An 18,885-nucleotide genomic window follows, 5' to 3' on the forward strand; every position below is an offset into this window, starting at 1 on the left:
CATGAAAAATTTATATGGGATATTAGCCTTGTCTATTTTTGTTTCCTGTACAAATCAAGTGAAAGAAAAGCCTATTGAGGGAAAAGTGGAGCGCGAACAGGTGACTGTGGTTACGAAAGTGCCCGGTAAAATTGCGAAGATCTTTGTTGCAGAGGGGGATTTTGTACATGCTGGTGATACTTTGGCTATTTTGAGCATTCCTGAAGTGGACGCAAAGGAAGAACAGGCGAAAGGGGCACTACAGTCTGCTGATGCACAATATAATATGGCTGTCAAAGGCGCGACCAAAGGGCAACTGGTTCAACTGCAGGCAAAGGTAGATGGTCTGAAGGAGCAATATGAGTTCGCAAAGAAATCAATTGGTAGACTTGAGGCGCTATTGCAGGATAGTCTGATTCCTCAGCAAAAGTATGATGAGACTTATGCAAAGTATCAAGGTGCTAAAAACCAATATCTTGCTGCACAGGCAGAAATGGCCGAAGCTAGGGCTGGTGCCCGACAAGAACAACAAGTGATGGCATTGGGGCAAAAAGAAAGAGCACTTGGAGCTGTGTCTGAGGTTAATGTTGCTGCACAGGAAAAATACGTGATTGCACCACAGGATATGAGCGTGGAGACAATCAATCTAAAAGTTGGTGAACTGGCGATGGCTGGCTATCCAATTGTTAACGGATACCTTGATCGTTCTACTTATTTTAGATTTACACTGCCTGAAAATCAGATCGGAAAATTACAAAAAGGTGTTACCGTAACGGTTGAAATACCTTATTTGAACCATAAAAAGGTGCCGGCTAAGATCGTTAGTGTTAAAGCATTGAATTCCTATGCCAATATTGCATCGGCTTACCCAGATTTTGATCCGCAGCAGGCTGTATTTGAATTAAAGATCGTACCTGAGGATATCGCTGGAACAAAAGATTTGTTAACAAAAACGCTCGTGGTTCTCCATGCGAATTAAAGTGAATGGATGTGAAAAGATTTCTAGAATTAATCCAACGAGAGTTTAAGCTCTTTTTTAATAATAAGGTACTGCTGATGCTCTTTTTAGGAGCACCTGTACTATATGGTATTTTGGTAGGACATGTTTATCAACAGGGCAAGGTGACCGAAATGCCTGTTATCGTAGTGGATGAAGATAACAGCCCTTTAAGCAGTTCATTTATAGATATGCTTTCGGACAATGAGAGCATTCAGGTTGCGAAGGTATTGCCATCCTTGTTTGATTCTAAGGATGTCGCTATTCAATATGATGCAACGACAATTGTTCATATCCCAAGGGGATTTGCTTCTGGTGTACAACAGAGCCGTTTGCCGGAGGTGACCGTGTTTGTTGATGGGGCGAATACATTAACCTCAAATACAGCTTTAATGGCTGTCAATGTCTGTGCGATGACGCTCAAGGCTGGTATACAGATTCAATCGCAAATGAAGCGTGGAGTACCGGCAAAGGTGGCGGCCCAACAGTATGAACCTTTTAAGACAACAATAGTCAAACAAAATATTCGAAGTGGAAATTATCTCTATTTTATGCTGCCGGGGGTACTCATTACCGTATTGCAACAGGTATTGTTATTGGGCTTGGCCCTATCTTTTTCCTCAGAATTTGAGGGAAATACGTTCGCTGATCTTGTCAAGAAAGTTTCCAATCCGATTGGACTTATTCTCGTAAAGATATTACCTTATGTTTTGATGTCTATCGGGATATTGGTATTATATTGGGCTTTTGGTAAGTACTATCGAATGCCACTCCAAGCGGACTTTGGCCGTTTTGTGCTTTGTACCTTGGTCTTTCTGTTGGCTGTATGTTTTATAGGTGTGCTTGTGAGTATGGTTTTGCCGTCCCAACTGAAATCAACAGAAGTGTTAATGGTAGTCGCGACACCAGCTTTTATCTTGAGTGGTTTTACTTGGCCTTCGAGCCTAATGCCGGGCTGGGTACAGGCTATTGCTAACGTTATCCCTTCTACACATTATCTTCGGATTTTTAGATTGCTATTTATCCAGCATGCTGAAAACTATCATACCAACAAACCGTTAATTGCATTGACTATTATTATGATTATCAGTTTTGTGCTGGCAGTTGCTGTACTTTGGTGGAAGATAAGAAAATTAAAGCAGGCTGATAAAAAGCAACAGGTGAAGGTTTAAAAAACAATGTTTAAACAAAAGAGCCGTTCCAAAACATGGAACGGCTCTTTTGTTTTTTAGCCGAATTTATCTGGCAAATTATTTTTTTGCTGCTGGAGCTTTTGCCGTAGGGGCAGTAGCAGTTGGAGCAACTACACCTGGCATTGTTGCCGCTGGTGTTGGAGCTGGAACTTTTCCTGGTTTGATATCCAATACCTCAACTTCAAATACCAATGGTGCATATGGCGGAATTTTACCTTGAGGACGATCGCCATAAGCCAATGAAGAAGGGATTACTAAAGTTGCTTTAGTGCCTTTGTTAAACAATTGGAATGCTTCAGTCCATCCTGGGATAACACCATCAACACCTAATTGGAATTTCAATGCTTCGTAAGGACGTTGTGGCATGAAAATTCCTTCTTTCTTTGCGATATCCGGAAGGTTCGTATCAAATACTTTTCCAGTAGTCAATGAACCTACATAATTAACATGGAGAGAATCACCTACTTTAGCATTTGCTCCTGTTCCAGGTTTAGTAATTACGTATTGAAGTCCTGAAGCTGTTTTTGTTGTTTTTAAGCTTTTATCTTTGATATATTTATCCAATTTTGCAGGCTCAGCAGCTTTGTGTTTGTTCAATTCTTCTTCAAAGTATTTTTGAACTTGTTCACCTAATTGTTGATCTGTTAATTTTCCTTTTTTGAAGTGTTTTTTGACTTTAATTGAGAAAACTAAAAACTTGTCAGCAAATTCTGGTTTAGGTTGATGTGTTTTTGCAGCCATGGAATCCAAATTAATTTTGAATACCAAGCTATCACCTTCACCAACATATTTGAATAGACCTGTAGGGTCTCCAGGATTTTTTGCAATAACACTATCTGGATATAATTGAACGATCTGAGGAATACCCATTTCGTAAGTGCTGCTCATTACAGAGTCTCTATCTGTCGATTGTACAATGTCAATTGCTAATAAATCGCCTGATACTGCTTTCTCTTTTGCATTATCATCCACGATTTTATACTCAAGACCACCTTCAGCCTTTTTGAATTTTTGGCATGACGTCATCAAAAGACCGGCAGCCGCGAAAAATAGAATTGCTTTCTTCATTTTCTAATGTATGTTACGATATCTTATTTTGTTAATATTTCTTTATAATTTGGTAAAATCGATTTGAATTTGGCGATCACAACAGCTAGGCTATCTTTCGAATTTCCGCCTGATGCATTAAGATGACCTCCCCCGTTGAAATACAATTTACAGATTTCATTACAAGGAACTTCTCCAATCGATCGCAAAGATAGTTTAATTTGTTCATTTCTGTCAATAATTAACGCAGCTAATCTAATTCCTTTAATGGAAAGTGCGTAATTGACCAAACCTTCTGTATCTCCAGTGATGACCTGAAATTGATTGAGGTCTTCTTTGGTGACATGAATGACTGCCGTATTATACTCATGAATAACTTCAAGACGGTTGAGAAGGCAAAACCCAAGGAACTTGAGACGAGTTTCCGAAGAGCTATTGTATATTTCTTCGTGGATCGCCCAATTTTGTGCGCCACAATCAATGAGAGTTGCGATGATACGGTGAATTTCTGAAGTGGTAGAACGAAAACGAAAAGATCCTGTATCAGTCATAATCCCAGTATATAAACAAGTAGCCATATCAGCGCTAATGTTGTCCGCATCTTGCATCTCATTCACCAAAAAGCGGTAGATCAATTGTGCAGTCGCAGCAGCAGATGGATCCCAAAATGCATAATCTTCAAACCCTTCTGGATCCAAATGATGATCGATCATGCATTTGATCCCTTTTGCTTGGCGAATAGGATCACCCATCTCATGAATGCGAGCCAGCCCATTGAAGTCCAAACAGAATAATAAATCTGCAGCTTCAATCTGTTGATTATGTAGGTTGATATTTTGCGTATAAATCTGTATATTTTCTAAACCGGGTAACCAGTCCAAAAAAGCAGGAAAATCTGATGGTACGATTAGATTGACATGGTGTCCTTTTGCGGTTAACCAAAAATACAATCCCAACGATGAACCCAATGCATCGCCGTCAGGTTTGTAATGCGTGGTGATTACAATGTGCTTTGGTTCAGCCAATAATTCTTTTAATTCTTCCGATTTTAGCATAGTCATATTAAGTCTGCAAACCTACTATAAAAAATTTAGATTAGACAAATTTTTTATAAACATCTTTCGCGTCTTATTGTGTTTTGTTTTGGAGTTAAAAAAATGATTTTCAGTTATTTAGAATTTGTAGGTGTAAACCTTAAAATCCTTTTTCATACAAATCAAATAATTAGCATTGTCGCCATAGTTAATTGGGCCATAATAGAATTTTGAAAATCCTTCGATAGGGAATCCATCCTGTACTAAACCATCTGAGCCGAAAAGATAAATCATCCGATTGTCTGTACCGACTCCCAAGACGTCGGATTTTCCAATCCGCTTAAAGAATAAAGGTCTGTTGCTTGCATCTTCGATAAATTTATATTCGAAATAGGATGAGGAGTCTCTGCTGCTATAAGCATTCAATTTATTGTTGGCCAAAATGATAAAGTCTCTGTCTGCACCGCCACTGATATCTTCAAAATTAAAGAAAGCATCTTTCCCCCAGCTGCCTAATTTAATTTTTTTTGCTTCACCTTCAAAAGGAACTTTGAAAATACTGCCTTTATTATCGGCAACATAGACAAACGAATTTTTTTCATCTGAGGCTGCTACTAAACCAATCGGATTCCGAACGCTTTCGCCGTCTGTATCTAAGCTTTGTTTGCGAATGATCTTACCATTTTCATTGAAAAAATAAACAGAAGCTGTGCTTGTACCCGCTATAATGTAATTGGTTTGCCCCAGTGTGGTTATTTTTAGATCAAAAAGTATACGGCTGTCTACCGTATTATTTTCAAATCCCTCTACTCTTTTGCCATCTAACGTATAGGCTAAGATCCGATCTGTTGCAGGAATATAGATACGTTGTTCTTTATTGAAGTTAGATACTGTGGCCCCATAGCTAGCCGTAGAAGGTAATTCGACAGAAAAACCATTCATATTCTTTCCGTCAGGCCTGATCCGATATAGTCTGCTTTTGGTGACAATAATGATGCTGAGATCTTGCAATTGAATTGGTTCACCCAAAATCTCGCCTTGAAATAAATTTTGCCAAAGTTCTTTTCCGTCTGGTGAAAATGCATGGACAGTATGATCCTGCTCCTGGATCATTATAAATTTGTTTTTGCCATCCTGATCCAAAACCCAAGGTTTGTTGATGATGCGGCTTTCGAGCTGAACAGTCCATTCAGGTTTTCCTCCAAGTCGTGTATCACTTTTATAAAGAGCGTATAAGTTGGACGAGAATGTCCCTTGATTACCACTTAATTGATAGGACCATGAGTAGAAATTTTGAAAACCAAACTGCTCTTCATCTTTGAAATTCTTGGCATAATCAGATTTTAAATTATCTAAGATATTGCTTTTGCCAGCTTTGGGTTCTAAATAGAAGGTTACATTGCTACGGCTATTTTGTAAAGCGGCGTGATTTTTGAAAATTGCTGTTCCCGATAGAAATTGCTTTTCACGGAAAGATTCACGATAATCTCTCAGGATGCCTGTTCGATTTGCGACAACCATTATACCATCAACGATGGTAAAGTATGGCCTTGTAAAGCTTTTGAACGGCTCTCCGAAGGAGGCATATAATAGCTGGGAATATTTAAATTGATAGATCGAGTCACCGACAGATGAACTGAATTTTTTGAAGTTATTTGCAAATAAGCTCGAATCGGATATGCTGATCAGGCCAAGTACATCTTGATTGTCTAATTCAGCCAACGCAAATTCATCATTAAAAAGAGGGGCGATGACACTATCGAATGATACCTTTGTATCGTCCTCAAGATTTTTAATGCTTTTGCTTACGCGATCGTACTCTTTTTGCTGAATCAATAGTTCTTTGAGCCCCGAACGGAAGCTATGTGGATCGGAAATACTGAAATCAATATATGATGCTGCATTTTTTGGTAAGTAGTTTCCTAATGCCTGCACTTGAGCGGTTTGATTGGCAAACAATTGTAAATAGCTGTTTTTACTTCCTGTTAGATCAGTTACGCCCTTGAAGATAAGCGCATCCTGTTTGAAATTCATATTCCAGGAAGTTTGTCCCTTGAGAGAATCAATTAAATTAAGGTAATTGCCAAATTTGGATTTCATCAATATTCGGGCAACCTGCGCTAACTGTTCATTGAAAAAATATAAACTGAGCGGTGTATTCTTATTGTTGTGATTGACGAAGAATTCAATTTGCTTTGTGTTTATTTTTTTTACATTCTTATCGAAAATTTGCGCAAGTACCTGTTTTGAATAGCTGGCAAAAATAATTTCATGGGAATAAGCGCAATAGAGCGTACTGTCTTTTATTCCTTTATTGAGTCCAAAGAATCGTTGGCCCAGTGTATCAAAGGGTTGAACTTTATAATTTTCTCCGATCTGCCCGATAAGGGTTGCCAGCGCGTTATTGTCAAGGCTCTGCCCAACTTGTACACTATAAAGAGGTGTTATCTGATCTTTTTCTTGATGAAAAGACAGTAATATCTGTTGCCCAGAGACGAAAGGTGTCAATTGTTCACTTTGCAATAACTCTGTTTTTAATCGCTCGAGATTACTAAAATTTCCCTGTCCTATAATGGCTTTAAATAATTCGTAATCCTTAAATATCGTGTCTACGGTCTCGTTATTGGCAAAGGATGTTATGGCCAGCGTATTTTCAGGAAGGTATTGTAAGGCCTTGGAATCCTGTTTATTATTTTTGTTGAAATCTCCGAAAAGATAAATCGTTGCCGCAATGACAGCGATGAACAATAGAATAGTGATGATTATTGTTTTTTTCATCAGAATATATATTTATGAGTGCTCATCTTCAATGGTATAGATGAACACGTTTCAGTCAATTTGTTTTTTATAGTAATGAAGCTATCAACCTGAATAAACTTATGATGGTTTCATCAGTAAAACAAACCTAACAAAAATATGCGGGAAGCGCTAGAAAATCATCTCAATAATGGGGCTTTGTAATATAAATTTAACAAAATATTCCTTATTTTGTTCGGTTTTTAATACATTTATCGGAGAAACACGTTTTCAGCATTCACTTTATAATAATGAATAAGAGAATCATTTTAGCCGCTTCGCTATTGGGAGCATTAGCTGTAATATTAGGTGCATTTGGCGCTCACGGTCTAGAAGGAAAGGTAAGTGCATATCATATCGAAACTTGGAAAACTGCAAATCAGTATCATTTCTATCATACCTTTGCATTGTTATTTTTATCGACTTTTTCGCGTGCGAAAACCTACTCAATCAAGGTGTCCTTTATTGCTTTTATTGTTGGTATTTTGTTCTTTTCAGGATCCTTATATATCCTTAGCATCAGGGAAATAACTGGTTTCGGAAATCCGGCTATCTTAGGTCCCATAACACCTTTAGGTGGCTTGTCATTGATTATCGGTTGGATAGCCTTATTTGTAGCGGCACTAAAAAATAAATCGTAATCCTACTGTTTAAATAGAATAAAGCTTGCTAGCTTTTTAGATAAAGAGCCTTCCAACGATTAAAAATCTAGGAGGGCTTTTATTTTGAGAGAGGTCACTCACGTATTCTTTCTGTCGCTTTTTTTGTATTTTTATCCCATAATAAGAAATTATGTCCAATCCGCAGTCTTCGATTTTTAGTGAAAGAGATACCTTGTTTATTGATGTGGTTCTACCGTTAGCTCTAGCACGAACATATACTTATCGTATTCCGGCTGACTGGAATGATCGGGTACAGATTGGGGTTCGGGTCATTGTGCAATTTGGACGAAACAAGATTTATTCGGCGGTCGTGAAATCGATCAGCAAAGAAGCTCCACTGAAATACGAAGCAAAGTATATTTTAGATATCATTGATGATAAACCTATCGTCAACCTTGCCCAGTTTAAGTTGTGGGATTGGTTGGCAGATTACTATATGTGCAGTTTGGGCGAAGTCATGCAGGCCGCACTTCCAGCAGCTTTAAAACTGGCAAGTGAAACCAAAGTGATCTCTTCTATAACAGAAGAATTTGATCGTTCGACACTCTCGGATAAAGAATACCTGATTATTGAGGCCCTGGAGGTGGCAGGGGAACTTAAAGTCAATGATATCGTGAAGTTATTGGGCCAGAAAACCGTATTTCCGATATTGAAGCAATTGTTTGACAAAGGGGTCGTACTTATCTCCGAGGAAATAACAGAAAGATATAAACCCAAAACAAAAGTATTCTTACGTTTTGGCCCTGACTTTAGAAATGAGGATGCCAAACGAGAATTATTGGATAGTCTCAATCGTGCTCCCAAACAGCAAGATGCAGTTTTGGCATTTATGCAACTTGTTAAAAAGACTGAAGAGATTACACGTCCGATGTTGGCAGAAGCTTCAGGTTGCGGTAATGGTGCTATCACGGCATTGATCGACAAAGGTGTATTTGAAGTGAAGGAGAAGGTCGTATCGAGATTTCAGGGAGAGGATATAGAACTAGATGCTAATTTTCAATTCAATGAAAATCAACAGCGTGCCTATAATGAGATCCAACAGTCTTTTGAGGAAAAAGAGGTAACACTATTGCATGGGGTAACTGCTTCAGGGAAAACTCAGCTCTATATACGACTTATCGAACAGGCAATAGCTGAAGGAAAATCAGCTTTGTATCTTCTGCCTGAGATCGCATTGACAGCACAGATTACTGCGCGATTAAAACTGCATTTTGGTGATAAGCTTGGTGTTTATCATTCGAAATTCAATGATAATGAACGTGCAGAGGTATGGCATAAGGTGATGAAAAATGAGTTTCAAGTTGTTATTGGTGCCCGTTCTTCTGTATTTCTTCCGTTTCAGGATTTGGGAATTATTATTGTCGATGAGGAACATGAAAGCTCATACAAACAATTTGATCCAGCACCGCGCTACCATGCGCGGGATACAGCCATTTATCTCGGCTTTTTACATCAGACTAAAGTGCTTTTGGGATCCGCAACACCATCGTTGGAAAGTTATTATAATGCTAAAGCAAAGAAGTATGGCTTTGTGCAATTATTGGAGCGGTATGGCAATGCGCAGTTGCCGAGTGTTGAGCTAGTCAATATTCCTGAAGAAGGACGAAAGGAAAATATGTTCTCCTATTTCTCCGGAACACTGTTAAAAGCTATTGAAGAAGCTGTTAAGAATAAGGAACAGGTTATTCTGTTTCAGAATAGACGCGGACACACCACCATGATCCAGTGTAATACCTGTGGTTTTGTTGCCAAATGCGTGAATTGCGATGTCAGTTTGACCTATCATAAAAGTTCCAATATGATGCATTGTCATTACTGTGGGCATGTTGAGCCACCGCTTCGGGTCTGTCCAGCTTGTGGAATGCCACATATTGAAAGTAAGGGCTTTGGAACAGAGCGGGTGGAAGAAGAACTTGAATTGCTGATGCCCGAGATCCGGATAGGCCGATTGGATCTGGATTCGACAAAAGGAAAATATGGCTTTGATAAGATTATTACGGCTTTCGATGAGCATGAGTTTGATGTGCTGATTGGGACACAAATGGTGGCCAAAGGACTGGATTTTGGACGTGTTAGTTTAATCGGTGTTGTGAATGCGGATACCATTATTAATTTTCCTGATTTTCGTGCCTATGAGCGTTCCTTCTCGCTCTTTTCCCAAGTTGCAGGCCGAGCCGGTCGTCGGGAAGCAGGTGGACGAGTGATTATTCAAAGTTATACGACAAATCATAGAGTCTTAGAGCAAGTCGTTAACAATGATTATGAAGGGATGTTTATGACGGAAATTACTGAGCGTAAGAATTACCTTTACCCACCTTTTTACCGACTTATTCGCATTGATATTAAGCATACGGATTTTCAAAAATGCTATGATGCCGCGAATCGTTTTGCAGCTGCTTTACGACCACAGCTCGGAGCTAGGGTATTGGGACCCGAACCACCGCTGGTCTCCCGTGTCCGAAATAATTTTATTCAGACGATTACGTTGAAGATTGAACGCACAAATATTAGTATCGCTAAGGTAAAGGAGTTGATTCGTTCGGTTTTATTGGATTTTGAGATTGATAAGACCAATAGCGGCGTTCGTGTTCAGGTCGATGTTGACCCTTATTAACGACATGTTTTTTATGTTCTCGTAGCGTCGGATCATGTGCTAACTGATCTGAACTTTTTGTAATGAAATTTCTGTAACTTTTTGATAATGTTACAGATATGATTTTTTTATTTGATTGTGATTTGTTGTGTGGTCTACGTTTAGTATTGTATATTGCTTTGATATTAAGTGATTTGTGAATAGTTCGGCTAAATATCCCTTTTTAAAGGTAAATTTGAAACATCATGGCGTATAAGTTTATTGATAATTATCGGGAGAGAGGTGCACGTAAGAAATTGGTTGAGCATCTAAAAGGAAGAGGTATTGAAGACCAAAAAGTATTGGAAGCCATTGGGAAGGTACCACGTCATTTCTTTTTTGATGAAACCTTTTGGAATCAGGCTTATCGAGACATTGCTTTTCCAATCGGTGACGGACAAACGATCTCCCAACCATACACTGTCGCTTATCAATCCGAATTGCTCCACGTGAAAAAAGGAGATAAAGTACTGGAAATTGGAACAGGATCAGGGTATCAAACTTGTATTTTGCTCGAACTTGGGGCCGATGTATATACGATAGAACGCCAAGAGAACCTTTATCAACGAACAATTCAGGTATTACCCTATATGGGATATAAGGCTAATTTCTTTTTGGGAGATGGCTCCAAAGGTATTGAAAAACATGCTCCTTACGATAAGATTATTGTAACTGCTGGGGCGCCATTCGTGCCTGAAATCATGTTGAAGCAGCTAAAGATAGGTGGGATTTTTGTGATTCCGGTGGGGGATGAGAAGTCTCAGAAAATGATGACAATAATTCGTGTAGGTGAAAATGATTTTGATCGCATTGAATTGGATACTTTTCGTTTTGTACCCTTGGTGGGTGACCAGGCCTGGTAATTTACATTGTCTCGAAAAAATTAAGGATGCTTCGAGCCCTTATTCGCTTTTTTGACAAGATAAGTAAATGAAAATATATTGTTTTCTATTTACTCCTGTGAATGCTCTCAGTTTAAAAGTTGTAGTTTGTTACAGATATGATTTTGGATAGGATGCATTTCGTCCAACTGATGGAATAAAAAATTATTTAAGAATGAATCCAATAACGACATTATACGACCAAAAGCATCAAGAAATTGCCTCCACGGTCTTAAAATTAAATAAGCAGGTGAATACCCTGAGTTTAACCCGGCTCTTTGTAATTCTTGGTGGGGGAGCCTTGCTATTTTATACTTTTCAGTTGGAAAGTCTTCCATTGGTTTTCTTTTGTTTCTTTGCCTTATTGTTTCTATTTGCGTATTTGGTACGCAGACAAAGTCAGTTGGAACTTCAGAAAAACTATTTTGAAGCCTATCTGAAGGTTTTGTCCAATGAGCAAAACATCATTGATGGAAAAGCAAATATGTATGCCCATGGAGAGAACTTTGAGGATGGTAATCATCCTTATAGCTCAGATATGGACGTGTTCGGCGCATATTCGTTATTTGCCCAATTGAATCGGTCAACAACAAAACAGGGGATTGATTTGCTGGCATCTTGGCTAAATGCACCTCTGGATAAAGAGCAAATCCAACGGAATCAGGAAGCGTCAAAGGAATTGGAGAGTGAATCGGAATGGATATGGGATTTTCAGGCGAAACTGCTGGCAAATCTGAATCATAAACTCGATATTAAGACTTTTTTGTCCAATTATTTTCAAAACCGAAATTTTAGTTTTGGAAATGCTTTCATGCGTATGTATGTCAAAGTTGGTCCAATTTTATTTGTGCTAGCGCTTGTTGGAAGCTTTTTTATTTCCAAATTTGCGGCAGTCGCAACGTTATTAGGTTTGTTTCATATTCTCTGGGCTTTCGCCAAAGCGGGTAGTGTTGGTTTATTTTCATCAAGGATAGACAAAATTGGTGGAATACTGGGTTCTTATGCCGATGCGATACAAGCGATAGAAAACCATGTATGGAAATCCGTTTCCTTACAAGAAATGGCTAATGAATTAAAGCAGGGAGGGCATGCTGAACCTATTTCAAAAGCATTTAAAAAACTAGCAGTTCTTATCAATAATCTGGATGCACGAAATAATGTGTTTGTTGGGTTATTTCTGAATCTCTTTTTGTTATGGGATTTTAGACAGGTATTGGCGATTATCGATTGGAAAAATAAGTATGAACAAGAAATCCTGAATTCATTTGATACGTTGGCAAAAGTTGAAGCTGTGAATAGTCTCGCAATTTGGAAAAGAAATCATCCGACTTATGTCTATCCGGTCATCTTGGTCAATCCAGAGGAGGATAAAATTGAGGCACAAGGTATTTATCATCCGCTTATTCCGAATGAGTTAGTGGTTGCCAACAATTATACCAGCAACGATCATCGGGTTGCATTGGTAACAGGATCCAATATGGCTGGCAAAAGCACATTCTTACGTACCATTGGTGTCAATGCAATTTTAGCTTATGCTGGAGCGAGTGTTGCGGCCTCATCATTTCAACTACCGATCTATAAACTTATATCCTATATGCGTATTAGAGACAATCTGAACGAAAGTACTTCCACTTTCAAGGCAGAACTCAATCGGATGAAATTTATACTGGATACTGTAGCTTCACATACGGATAGTTTTTTTCTGATTGATGAAATGTTACGTGGAACAAACTCGGTTGACAAATATTTGGGCTCACGCGCGATTATTAAGCAGTTGGTTCGCTTGGATGGTAAAGGTATGGTGGCAACGCACGATCTGCAACTGTCTAGTTTGGAACAGGAATTTCCAAAAGATATCAAAAATTATCACTTCGATATCCAGGTTGATGAAGGGCAGATGCTGTTTGACTATAAACTGAAGACAGGGGAGTGTAAGATCTTCAACGCTTCTTTGTTATTAAAGGGGATAGGGGTTGATATCGAGGAAAATATTGGATAAAAATGACTCAACTGTTTTTGGATAGCCTTACATTTGTGCTCTCTTGAATCCATTAAAAATAACAATAAATGACTTTACAAGAACGTATTGATTTATCAGAAACGCATGTATGTACAACAGTATTCCCGTTTTTGACAAATCATCACGATACCTTATTCGGCGGTAAGGCGATGTCTATCATGGACGAAGTGTCTTTTATGGCCGCAACGAGATTCTGCCGCAAAACTTTAGTGACAGTATCGACAGATCGTATTGATTTTAATAAAGCAATTCCTTCCGGGAGTATTATAGAGGCAATTGCGCGTGTCCAAAATGTCGGGCGTACGAGCTTAAAGGTGAAAGTAGAAATATTCCTGGAGCATATGTATAAAGAGGGACGGGAACTTGCGATCGAAGGGGTATTTACTTTTGTTGCTTTGGACGAAAACAAACAGCCAATTCCTGTTTTAGAAGGTTTGGATATTGAATAATCAACCTAATTTGACTGGGGAGAGATGACAAAAATTTACAAAAACGGGTGGATTATTCCACCCGTTTTTGTGTTTATTCACTACGTTTGATTGGGCTAAGTTCTTTCAATTCTTCGTCTGTAAAGAGCCGGTAATGTACCTTAAAGGTTTTTCCAAGTGGTGTTTCCAACGAAAAGCCACCAGGGCCAAAGCCCTCCAGTACATCAAGTGTGAAATGGGCATGTTTCCAATACTCAAACAGATCCCGGTCTACCCAAAACTCGTATCCTTCAACCAATCCGATCATGGCGTCATTCATGCGGGGAAAATAACCCCCTTTTTCAAAACATTGGGGCTGAGTCCCTTCACAGCAGCCTCCTGCCTGGTAAAACATCAATGCACCGTGTTTTGCTTCAAGGGTATGAATGAGCTCTTTGGCTTTGTCTGTACTATCTATTCTGTTGACCATTGCTGAAAGGATTGATAAATGAAGAATAAAGCATTCTTCATTGTGTTTTTAATTTACAGCGTATTAAAAGAACCCTAGCTTTTCCTTGCTGTATGAAATTAACATATTTTTTGCCTGACGATAATGGGCAAGCATCATCTTGTGATTTTCTCGGCCAATTCCGGATTGTTTATATCCTCCAAATGGAGCGCCAGCTGGATAAGAGTGATATTGATTAACCCAAACACGGCCTGCCTGGATGGCGCGTGGAACTTGATAAAGTTGATGTGCATCTCTGGTCCATACACCGGCGCCGAGACCATACATAGTGTCATTGGCAATAGTAATAGCTTCTTGTTCATCTTTGAAAGTTGTTACAGCCAAGACTGGGCCGAAAATCTCTTCTTGAAAGATCCGCATCTTATTATTTCCTTTGAATAGCGTTGGTTTGATGTAGTAACCTTCTTCAAAACCTGCGCCGACATTATTTTCGTCTCCCCCAGTCAGCACTTCGGCTCCTTCTTGTTTGCCTAGTGTGATATAAGACATAATTTTGTCTTTTTGAATTTTGGAAGCTTGGGCCCCCATCATTGTTGTCGGATCCAACGGGTCACCAACTTTGATCTGATTGACCCGATCGATGACTCTGGTAATAAACTTATCATAGATATCCTCCTGCACTAATAACCGTGAAGGACAAGTGCATATTTCGCCTTGATTGAGGGCAAATAAAACGGCACCTTCGATTGCTTTGTCCAAGAATGCATCGTCAGCATCCATGACAGAACTGAAGAATATGTTGGGGGATTTTCCACCCAATTCCAGTGTTACCGGTATAATATTTTCTGTAGCATATTGCATGACTAATCGCCCTGTTGCAGTTGATCCTGTAAAGGCTGCCTTCGCTACTTTAGGATTCGTTACCAAGGCCCGGCCTAGTTCTGAGCCAAACCCATTCACAATATTTATCACACCCGCCGGTATCAGATCGCCAATAATTTCCATCAAGACAAGGATTGATGCCGGTGTGCTTTCTGCTGGTTTTAAAACAACGGTATTTCCGGCAGCAAGCGCTGGAGCAAGTTTCCAGACCGCCATTAAAATAGGGAAATTCCACGGAATGATCTGTGCAATAACGCCGATTGGTTCGTGTACAATTAAGGAAACGGTATTGCTGTCTAATTCAGTTATCGATCCTTCTTCGGCGCGGATTACTCCGGCAAAGTATCTAAAATGATCAATAGCAAGCGGGATATCTGCATTTAGCGTTTCACGTACTGCTTTTCCGTTATCTATGGTTTCTACTGCGGCAATATATTCCAGATTAGCCTCGATGCGGTCTGCAATTTTATTGAGAATAATGCTGCGTTCGGTTGCTGATGTTTTCCCCCAGGTCTCAAAGGCTTTGGACGCGGTATCTACCGCCAGATCGAGATCTTCTTTCGTTGAATGTGCTACCTGGGTATATACTTTACCATCTACGGGCGAGATATTGTCAAAATATTTTCCTTGGATTGGGGCTACAAATTTGCCGCCGATGTAATTGTCGTATCGTTCTTTGAACGATGGTCTTTTAATTGCGCTCATATGATTTATTATTACTTATTTTTAATCCCTTCTTATCAAAGTTAGCCAGCAATTATGCAATACCGTAGCATTATTGAGGCAAAGGGTAGCATCATTGTTGCAGTATAGTTTAGGATATTATTCTGGGATAGCCCAAAACAAATGCTTGGATTTTTTTGTTATATTTGATTGATTTCCAATTATATTTAGTTGATGCGATATGAGTGATAGGACACTGATTCATACATTACCATTTTCTCAGGGAAGGGAACTCAGTACGCTGGTGGAAAACCGACGCGCGTTTACATTGGATAGCCTAGAACTGAATATATATGAGACATACCGTGTGTCGGAATATGTACCCCTGCAGTTTGATGACCTGGTGATGATCAATATGATTCAGGGGAAGAAAATTATGCACCTTGAACATATGAAAGCTTTTGATTATCTACCCGGGCAGATGATCGTATTGCCAGCGATGGTTGATATGCATATTGACTTTCCGGAAGCTACACTGGAGCGACCTACGCAATGTTCGGCCCTCACCATCCGGAAGGAAAAAATAGAAGCTGTATTGGATTATTTAAATGAATTTTATCCAAAGGAACAGTTGGGCCGCTGGCATATTGATCCTGAGCTTTTTCATCTTTACAATTCCAACGAGCTGGCCGAACTGGTTAATAAATTATTTCAGATTATAATAAGCGATAATCCGCTTAAGGATGTTTTGGCAGATCTGACATTTAAGGAGCTCACGATTCGATTGCTGCAGTCGCAGTCTCTTATGGCATTGAAGGTGGGGAAATCGCCCAACAAAGTACTTGTTCATTTACAGGAGTTTATCCGTAGGAATATTACCGAGAAGATATCCATAGATTTGCTGGAGAAAGCTGCTCACATGAGCAAGGCGAGTTTGACCCGGATGTTCAAACGGGAGCTAGGGCTGAGCCCAATGGAATATGTGATTCAGCAACGTATTGGTAAAGCAAAGCAGCTTTTGCTCTTGACCCGAAATGTAAAGGAATCCTGTTTTGGGGCAGGCTTCAACGATGTCAATTATTTCGTTCGCCTGTTTAAAAATAGGGTAGGCATTACGCCAGGAGCATTTGTCTTGGCGCAATGATAGAGTTAGAATTTCATGACGCGATCAAGTTCACGTTTGACATCTCTTTCCTTTATATTTTCCCGTTTATCAAAATCTTTTTTACCTTGTGCTAAAGCAATTTCAACTTTTGCAAAGCCGCGTGAGCTGATAAATATGCGCAAAGGAACAATTGTAAAACCACGTTCCTCGCCTTTTTCTTTTAATTTTTTCAATTCTCTTTTTGTCAGCAAAAGCTGACGGTCGCGTTTTGCTTCATGGTTATAAAATGAGCCCATGGAATATTCGGCAATATGCATGTTACGAATGTAAAGACCGTCATTAAAGAAACTGCAGAAACTATCGTTGATATTTGCTTTTCCCTCACGTATTGATTTTATTTCTGTGCCTAGTAGTCGAATTCCAGCGACGTATTTGTCCAGCAGATGATACTCAAAAGAAGCTTTTTTATTTTTTATATTGATATCTGAAGATAAAGCCATATATTGTTGTATATTAGTAAGTCTATACCATTGCTAGTGCAATGAACCTAAATGTAACTAATTATAGGATAATTTATAGTTCGCAAATATAATTATTAAAATTGTCTTATTTTATAGTAGAATTGTGTGGGGAGATGTTAGCGGAGTATTAAAATAAAATTAACTGTTTTGGGCGATGTGTTAAAAATATGACTAAATTTAAGTGAAAGTCAGATTATGTTTTCGTATGTTTGCAACGTTTTTTGGAATTATTGTGAATATATACAACGTAGAATTTTAACTTACATTGTGAGTAGAGCAGATTTTATTCGAAGACAGAGTTTTTTATATAAAAGTCCAATTCGAGAATTTTGTTTGTTACAATAACATCTAAAAGTTAGAAATAGTTTTAGAAATACCTTTTTATCGCATGAGTAAAGGAAAGTTAGGCGAAAAAATATCGCAATTTAAGATTGTAGAGGAGTTAAAAGCTAAAGGCTTATATGCCTATTTTAGACCTATTCAATCAAAGCAAGATACCGAGGTAAAAATCGATGGTAGACGTGTATTGATGTTCGGTTCTAACTCTTATTTAGGGTTAACGACTGATATACGTATTATAAAAGCAGCGCAAGATGCTTTGGAAAAGTATGGTACTGGATGTGCTGGATCGCGTTTCTTAAACGGTACGTTGGATATTCACGTAGAACTGGAAGAAAAACTATCTGCTTATGTGGGTAAAGAGGCCGCGATTCTGTTTAGTACAGGTTTCCAGTCAAATCTTGGACCATTGTCTTGTCTGATGGGACGTAATGATTATATTTTGCTGGATGAGCGTGATCATGCATCAATTATTGATGGTAGCCGTTTGTCATTTGCGAAAGTGATCAAATACGGTCACAATAATATGGATGATTTGCGTGCTAAATTATCTAGATTACCTGAGGAAAGTGCAAAATTAATTTGTACGGACGGTATTTTTAGTATGGAAGGTGATATTGTTAACTTACCGGAACTTACTACGATAGCTAATGAGTTTGATGCTGCTGTTATGGTTGACGATGCGCATAGCTTAGGTGTTATTGGGCACAAAGGGGCTGGTACAGCCTCACATTTTGGGCTTAATGACGATGTAGATTTGATCATGGGTACGTTTAGTAAATCATTAGCTTCTTTAGGTGGATTCGTAGCGGGTGATGCTGATGTGATTGATTTCTTGAAACACAATGCACGTTCGGTAATGTTTAGTGCGTCAATGACGCCAGCATCTGTTGCTTCTACACTGAAGGCGTTAGAGATCATTCAAAATGAACCTGAACACATCGAAAAATTGTGGAAAAATACGGATTATGCCAAAGCACAATTATTAGATCATGGCTTTGATCTAGGTGCTACGGAAAGCCCAATTTTGCCAATATTTATTCGTAGCAATGAAAAAACTTTCTGGGTGACTAAAATGCTCCAAGATGATGGTGTATTTGTTAATCCAGTTGTTTCTCCAGCAGTTCCTGCGGAGGAGTCTTTGATTCGTTTTTCATTGATGGCGACACATACTTATGACCAAATCGATGAAGCAATTGAGAAGATGGTTAAAGTATTCAAACAAGCTGAAGTTGAAACATTAATATAAAATCTAATC

The 18,885-nt window shown here is 38.9% G+C and carries 15 protein-coding genes; 9 read left to right on the forward strand and 6 right to left on the reverse strand.

The annotated features are described in order from the left end of the window. The first annotated feature begins 1 nt into the window (after nucleotide 1). Together OGI71_RS23190 and OGI71_RS23195 are read left to right on the forward strand one after the other, a co-directional pair. A complete protein-coding gene (locus OGI71_RS23190) occupies nucleotides 2–958 on the forward strand; it encodes a biotin/lipoyl-binding protein (protein ID WP_282252306.1) in 957 nt (318 codons plus the stop codon). A gap of 11 nt (nucleotides 959–969) precedes the next feature. Continuing rightward, complete coding sequence (locus OGI71_RS23195; protein ID WP_282252308.1) at nucleotides 970–2,148, forward strand: ABC transporter permease; 1,179 nt, start codon at nucleotides 970–972, stop codon at nucleotides 2,146–2,148. 78 nt (nucleotides 2,149–2,226) lie between these two features. Here OGI71_RS23195 and OGI71_RS23200 read toward each other — a convergent pair whose 3' ends face one another. The 3 genes from OGI71_RS23200 to OGI71_RS23210 form a co-directional block, all read right to left on the reverse strand. Continuing rightward, nucleotides 2,227–3,237: an FKBP-type peptidyl-prolyl cis-trans isomerase gene (locus OGI71_RS23200; RefSeq protein ID WP_282252310.1), complete on the reverse strand. Its 1,011-nt coding sequence runs from the start codon at nucleotides 3,235–3,237 to the stop codon at nucleotides 2,227–2,229. 23 nt (nucleotides 3,238–3,260) lie between these two features. Then, nucleotides 3,261–4,271, reverse strand: coding sequence for a DHH family phosphoesterase (locus tag OGI71_RS23205; protein ID WP_282256160.1), 1,011 nt, complete (start codon nucleotides 4,269–4,271; stop codon nucleotides 3,261–3,263). A 117-nt stretch (nucleotides 4,272–4,388) separates the two neighbouring features. Then, nucleotides 4,389–7,028 carry a hypothetical protein gene (locus OGI71_RS23210; RefSeq protein WP_282252311.1) on the reverse strand — a complete coding sequence of 880 codons (2,640 nt, stop codon included), beginning with the start codon at nucleotides 7,026–7,028 and terminating at the stop codon, nucleotides 4,389–4,391. A 269-nt stretch (nucleotides 7,029–7,297) separates the two neighbouring features. Here OGI71_RS23210 and OGI71_RS23215 point away from each other — a divergent pair, with 269 nt between their 5' ends. From OGI71_RS23215 to OGI71_RS23235, 5 genes are all read left to right on the forward strand, one after another. After that, nucleotides 7,298–7,687 carry a DUF423 domain-containing protein gene (locus tag OGI71_RS23215; protein WP_120260053.1) on the forward strand — a complete coding sequence of 130 codons (390 nt, stop codon included), beginning with the start codon at nucleotides 7,298–7,300 and terminating at the stop codon, nucleotides 7,685–7,687. A 151-nt stretch (nucleotides 7,688–7,838) separates the two neighbouring features. Further along, complete coding sequence (priA, locus tag OGI71_RS23220; protein WP_282252314.1) at nucleotides 7,839–10,322, forward strand: primosomal protein N'; 2,484 nt, start codon at nucleotides 7,839–7,841, stop codon at nucleotides 10,320–10,322. A 224-nt stretch (nucleotides 10,323–10,546) separates the two neighbouring features. Continuing rightward, on the forward strand, nucleotides 10,547–11,203 hold the full coding sequence (locus OGI71_RS23225) for a protein-L-isoaspartate(D-aspartate) O-methyltransferase (RefSeq protein ID WP_120260051.1): 657 nt from the start codon (nucleotides 10,547–10,549) through the stop codon (nucleotides 11,201–11,203). A 193-nt stretch (nucleotides 11,204–11,396) separates the two neighbouring features. After that, entirely contained in the window at nucleotides 11,397–13,220 is a 1,824-nt protein-coding gene (locus OGI71_RS23230) for a DNA mismatch repair protein MutS (RefSeq protein WP_282252316.1), read from the forward strand. A 68-nt stretch (nucleotides 13,221–13,288) separates the two neighbouring features. Then, a complete protein-coding gene (locus OGI71_RS23235; RefSeq protein ID WP_104383990.1) occupies nucleotides 13,289–13,690 on the forward strand; it encodes an acyl-CoA thioesterase in 402 nt (133 codons plus the stop codon). A gap of 73 nt (nucleotides 13,691–13,763) precedes the next feature. Here the strand turns inward: OGI71_RS23235 and OGI71_RS23240 are convergent, their stop codons facing one another. Then, nucleotides 13,764–14,138: a DUF779 domain-containing protein gene (locus tag OGI71_RS23240; RefSeq protein WP_282252319.1), complete on the reverse strand. Its 375-nt coding sequence runs from the start codon at nucleotides 14,136–14,138 to the stop codon at nucleotides 13,764–13,766. Nucleotides 14,139–14,201: 63 nt separating this feature from the next. Further along, on the reverse strand, nucleotides 14,202–15,704 hold the full coding sequence (locus OGI71_RS23245) for an aldehyde dehydrogenase family protein (RefSeq protein WP_282252320.1): 1,503 nt from the start codon (nucleotides 15,702–15,704) through the stop codon (nucleotides 14,202–14,204). A gap of 199 nt (nucleotides 15,705–15,903) precedes the next feature. Here OGI71_RS23245 and OGI71_RS23250 point away from each other — a divergent pair, with 199 nt between their 5' ends. Beyond that, nucleotides 15,904–16,806: an AraC family transcriptional regulator gene (locus tag OGI71_RS23250; protein ID WP_282252321.1), complete on the forward strand. Its 903-nt coding sequence runs from the start codon at nucleotides 15,904–15,906 to the stop codon at nucleotides 16,804–16,806. Nucleotides 16,807–16,811: 5 nt separating this feature from the next. Here OGI71_RS23250 and smpB read toward each other — a convergent pair whose 3' ends face one another. After that, nucleotides 16,812–17,267 (reverse strand): SsrA-binding protein SmpB, encoded by a 456-nt coding sequence (gene smpB, locus OGI71_RS23255; protein WP_223582125.1) that lies wholly within the window; start codon nucleotides 17,265–17,267, stop codon nucleotides 16,812–16,814. Between the two features lie 409 nt (nucleotides 17,268–17,676). Between smpB and OGI71_RS23260 the strand changes: the two genes are divergently transcribed. Beyond that, complete coding sequence (locus OGI71_RS23260) at nucleotides 17,677–18,876, forward strand: pyridoxal phosphate-dependent aminotransferase family protein (RefSeq protein WP_108635089.1); 1,200 nt, start codon at nucleotides 17,677–17,679, stop codon at nucleotides 18,874–18,876. Nucleotides 18,877–18,885: the final 9 nt, after the last annotated feature.

This window comes from Sphingobacterium sp. ML3W (assembly GCF_029542085.1).
Lineage (GTDB): Bacteria > Bacteroidota > Bacteroidia > Sphingobacteriales > Sphingobacteriaceae > Sphingobacterium.

Excerpts from the sequence above, each read along its gene's own strand:
- OGI71_RS23190 (WP_282252306.1), top strand. The coding sequence starts at position 2 with ATGAAAAATTTATATGGGATATTAGCCTTGTCTATTTTTGTTTCCTGT.
- OGI71_RS23200 (WP_282252310.1), bottom strand. The coding sequence starts at position 3,237 with ATGAAGAAAGCAATTCTATTTTTCGCGGCTGCCGGTCTTTTGATGACG.
- OGI71_RS23205 (WP_282256160.1), bottom strand. The coding sequence starts at position 4,271 with ATGCTAAAATCGGAAGAATTAAAAGAATTATTGGCTGAACCAAAGCAC.
- OGI71_RS23210 (WP_282252311.1), bottom strand. The coding sequence starts at position 7,028 with ATGAAAAAAACAATAATCATCACTATTCTATTGTTCATCGCTGTCATT.
- OGI71_RS23215 (WP_120260053.1), top strand. The coding sequence starts at position 7,298 with ATGAATAAGAGAATCATTTTAGCCGCTTCGCTATTGGGAGCATTAGCT.
- priA (WP_282252314.1), top strand. The coding sequence starts at position 7,839 with ATGTCCAATCCGCAGTCTTCGATTTTTAGTGAAAGAGATACCTTGTTT.
- OGI71_RS23225 (WP_120260051.1), top strand. The coding sequence starts at position 10,547 with ATGGCGTATAAGTTTATTGATAATTATCGGGAGAGAGGTGCACGTAAG.
- OGI71_RS23230 (WP_282252316.1), top strand. The coding sequence starts at position 11,397 with ATGAATCCAATAACGACATTATACGACCAAAAGCATCAAGAAATTGCC.
- OGI71_RS23235 (WP_104383990.1), top strand. The coding sequence starts at position 13,289 with ATGACTTTACAAGAACGTATTGATTTATCAGAAACGCATGTATGTACA.
- OGI71_RS23240 (WP_282252319.1), bottom strand. The coding sequence starts at position 14,138 with ATGGTCAACAGAATAGATAGTACAGACAAAGCCAAAGAGCTCATTCAT.
- OGI71_RS23245 (WP_282252320.1), bottom strand. The coding sequence starts at position 15,704 with ATGAGCGCAATTAAAAGACCATCGTTCAAAGAACGATACGACAATTAC.
- OGI71_RS23250 (WP_282252321.1), top strand. The coding sequence starts at position 15,904 with ATGAGTGATAGGACACTGATTCATACATTACCATTTTCTCAGGGAAGG.
- smpB (WP_223582125.1), bottom strand. The coding sequence starts at position 17,267 with ATGGCTTTATCTTCAGATATCAATATAAAAAATAAAAAAGCTTCTTTT.
- OGI71_RS23260 (WP_108635089.1), top strand. The coding sequence starts at position 17,677 with ATGAGTAAAGGAAAGTTAGGCGAAAAAATATCGCAATTTAAGATTGTA.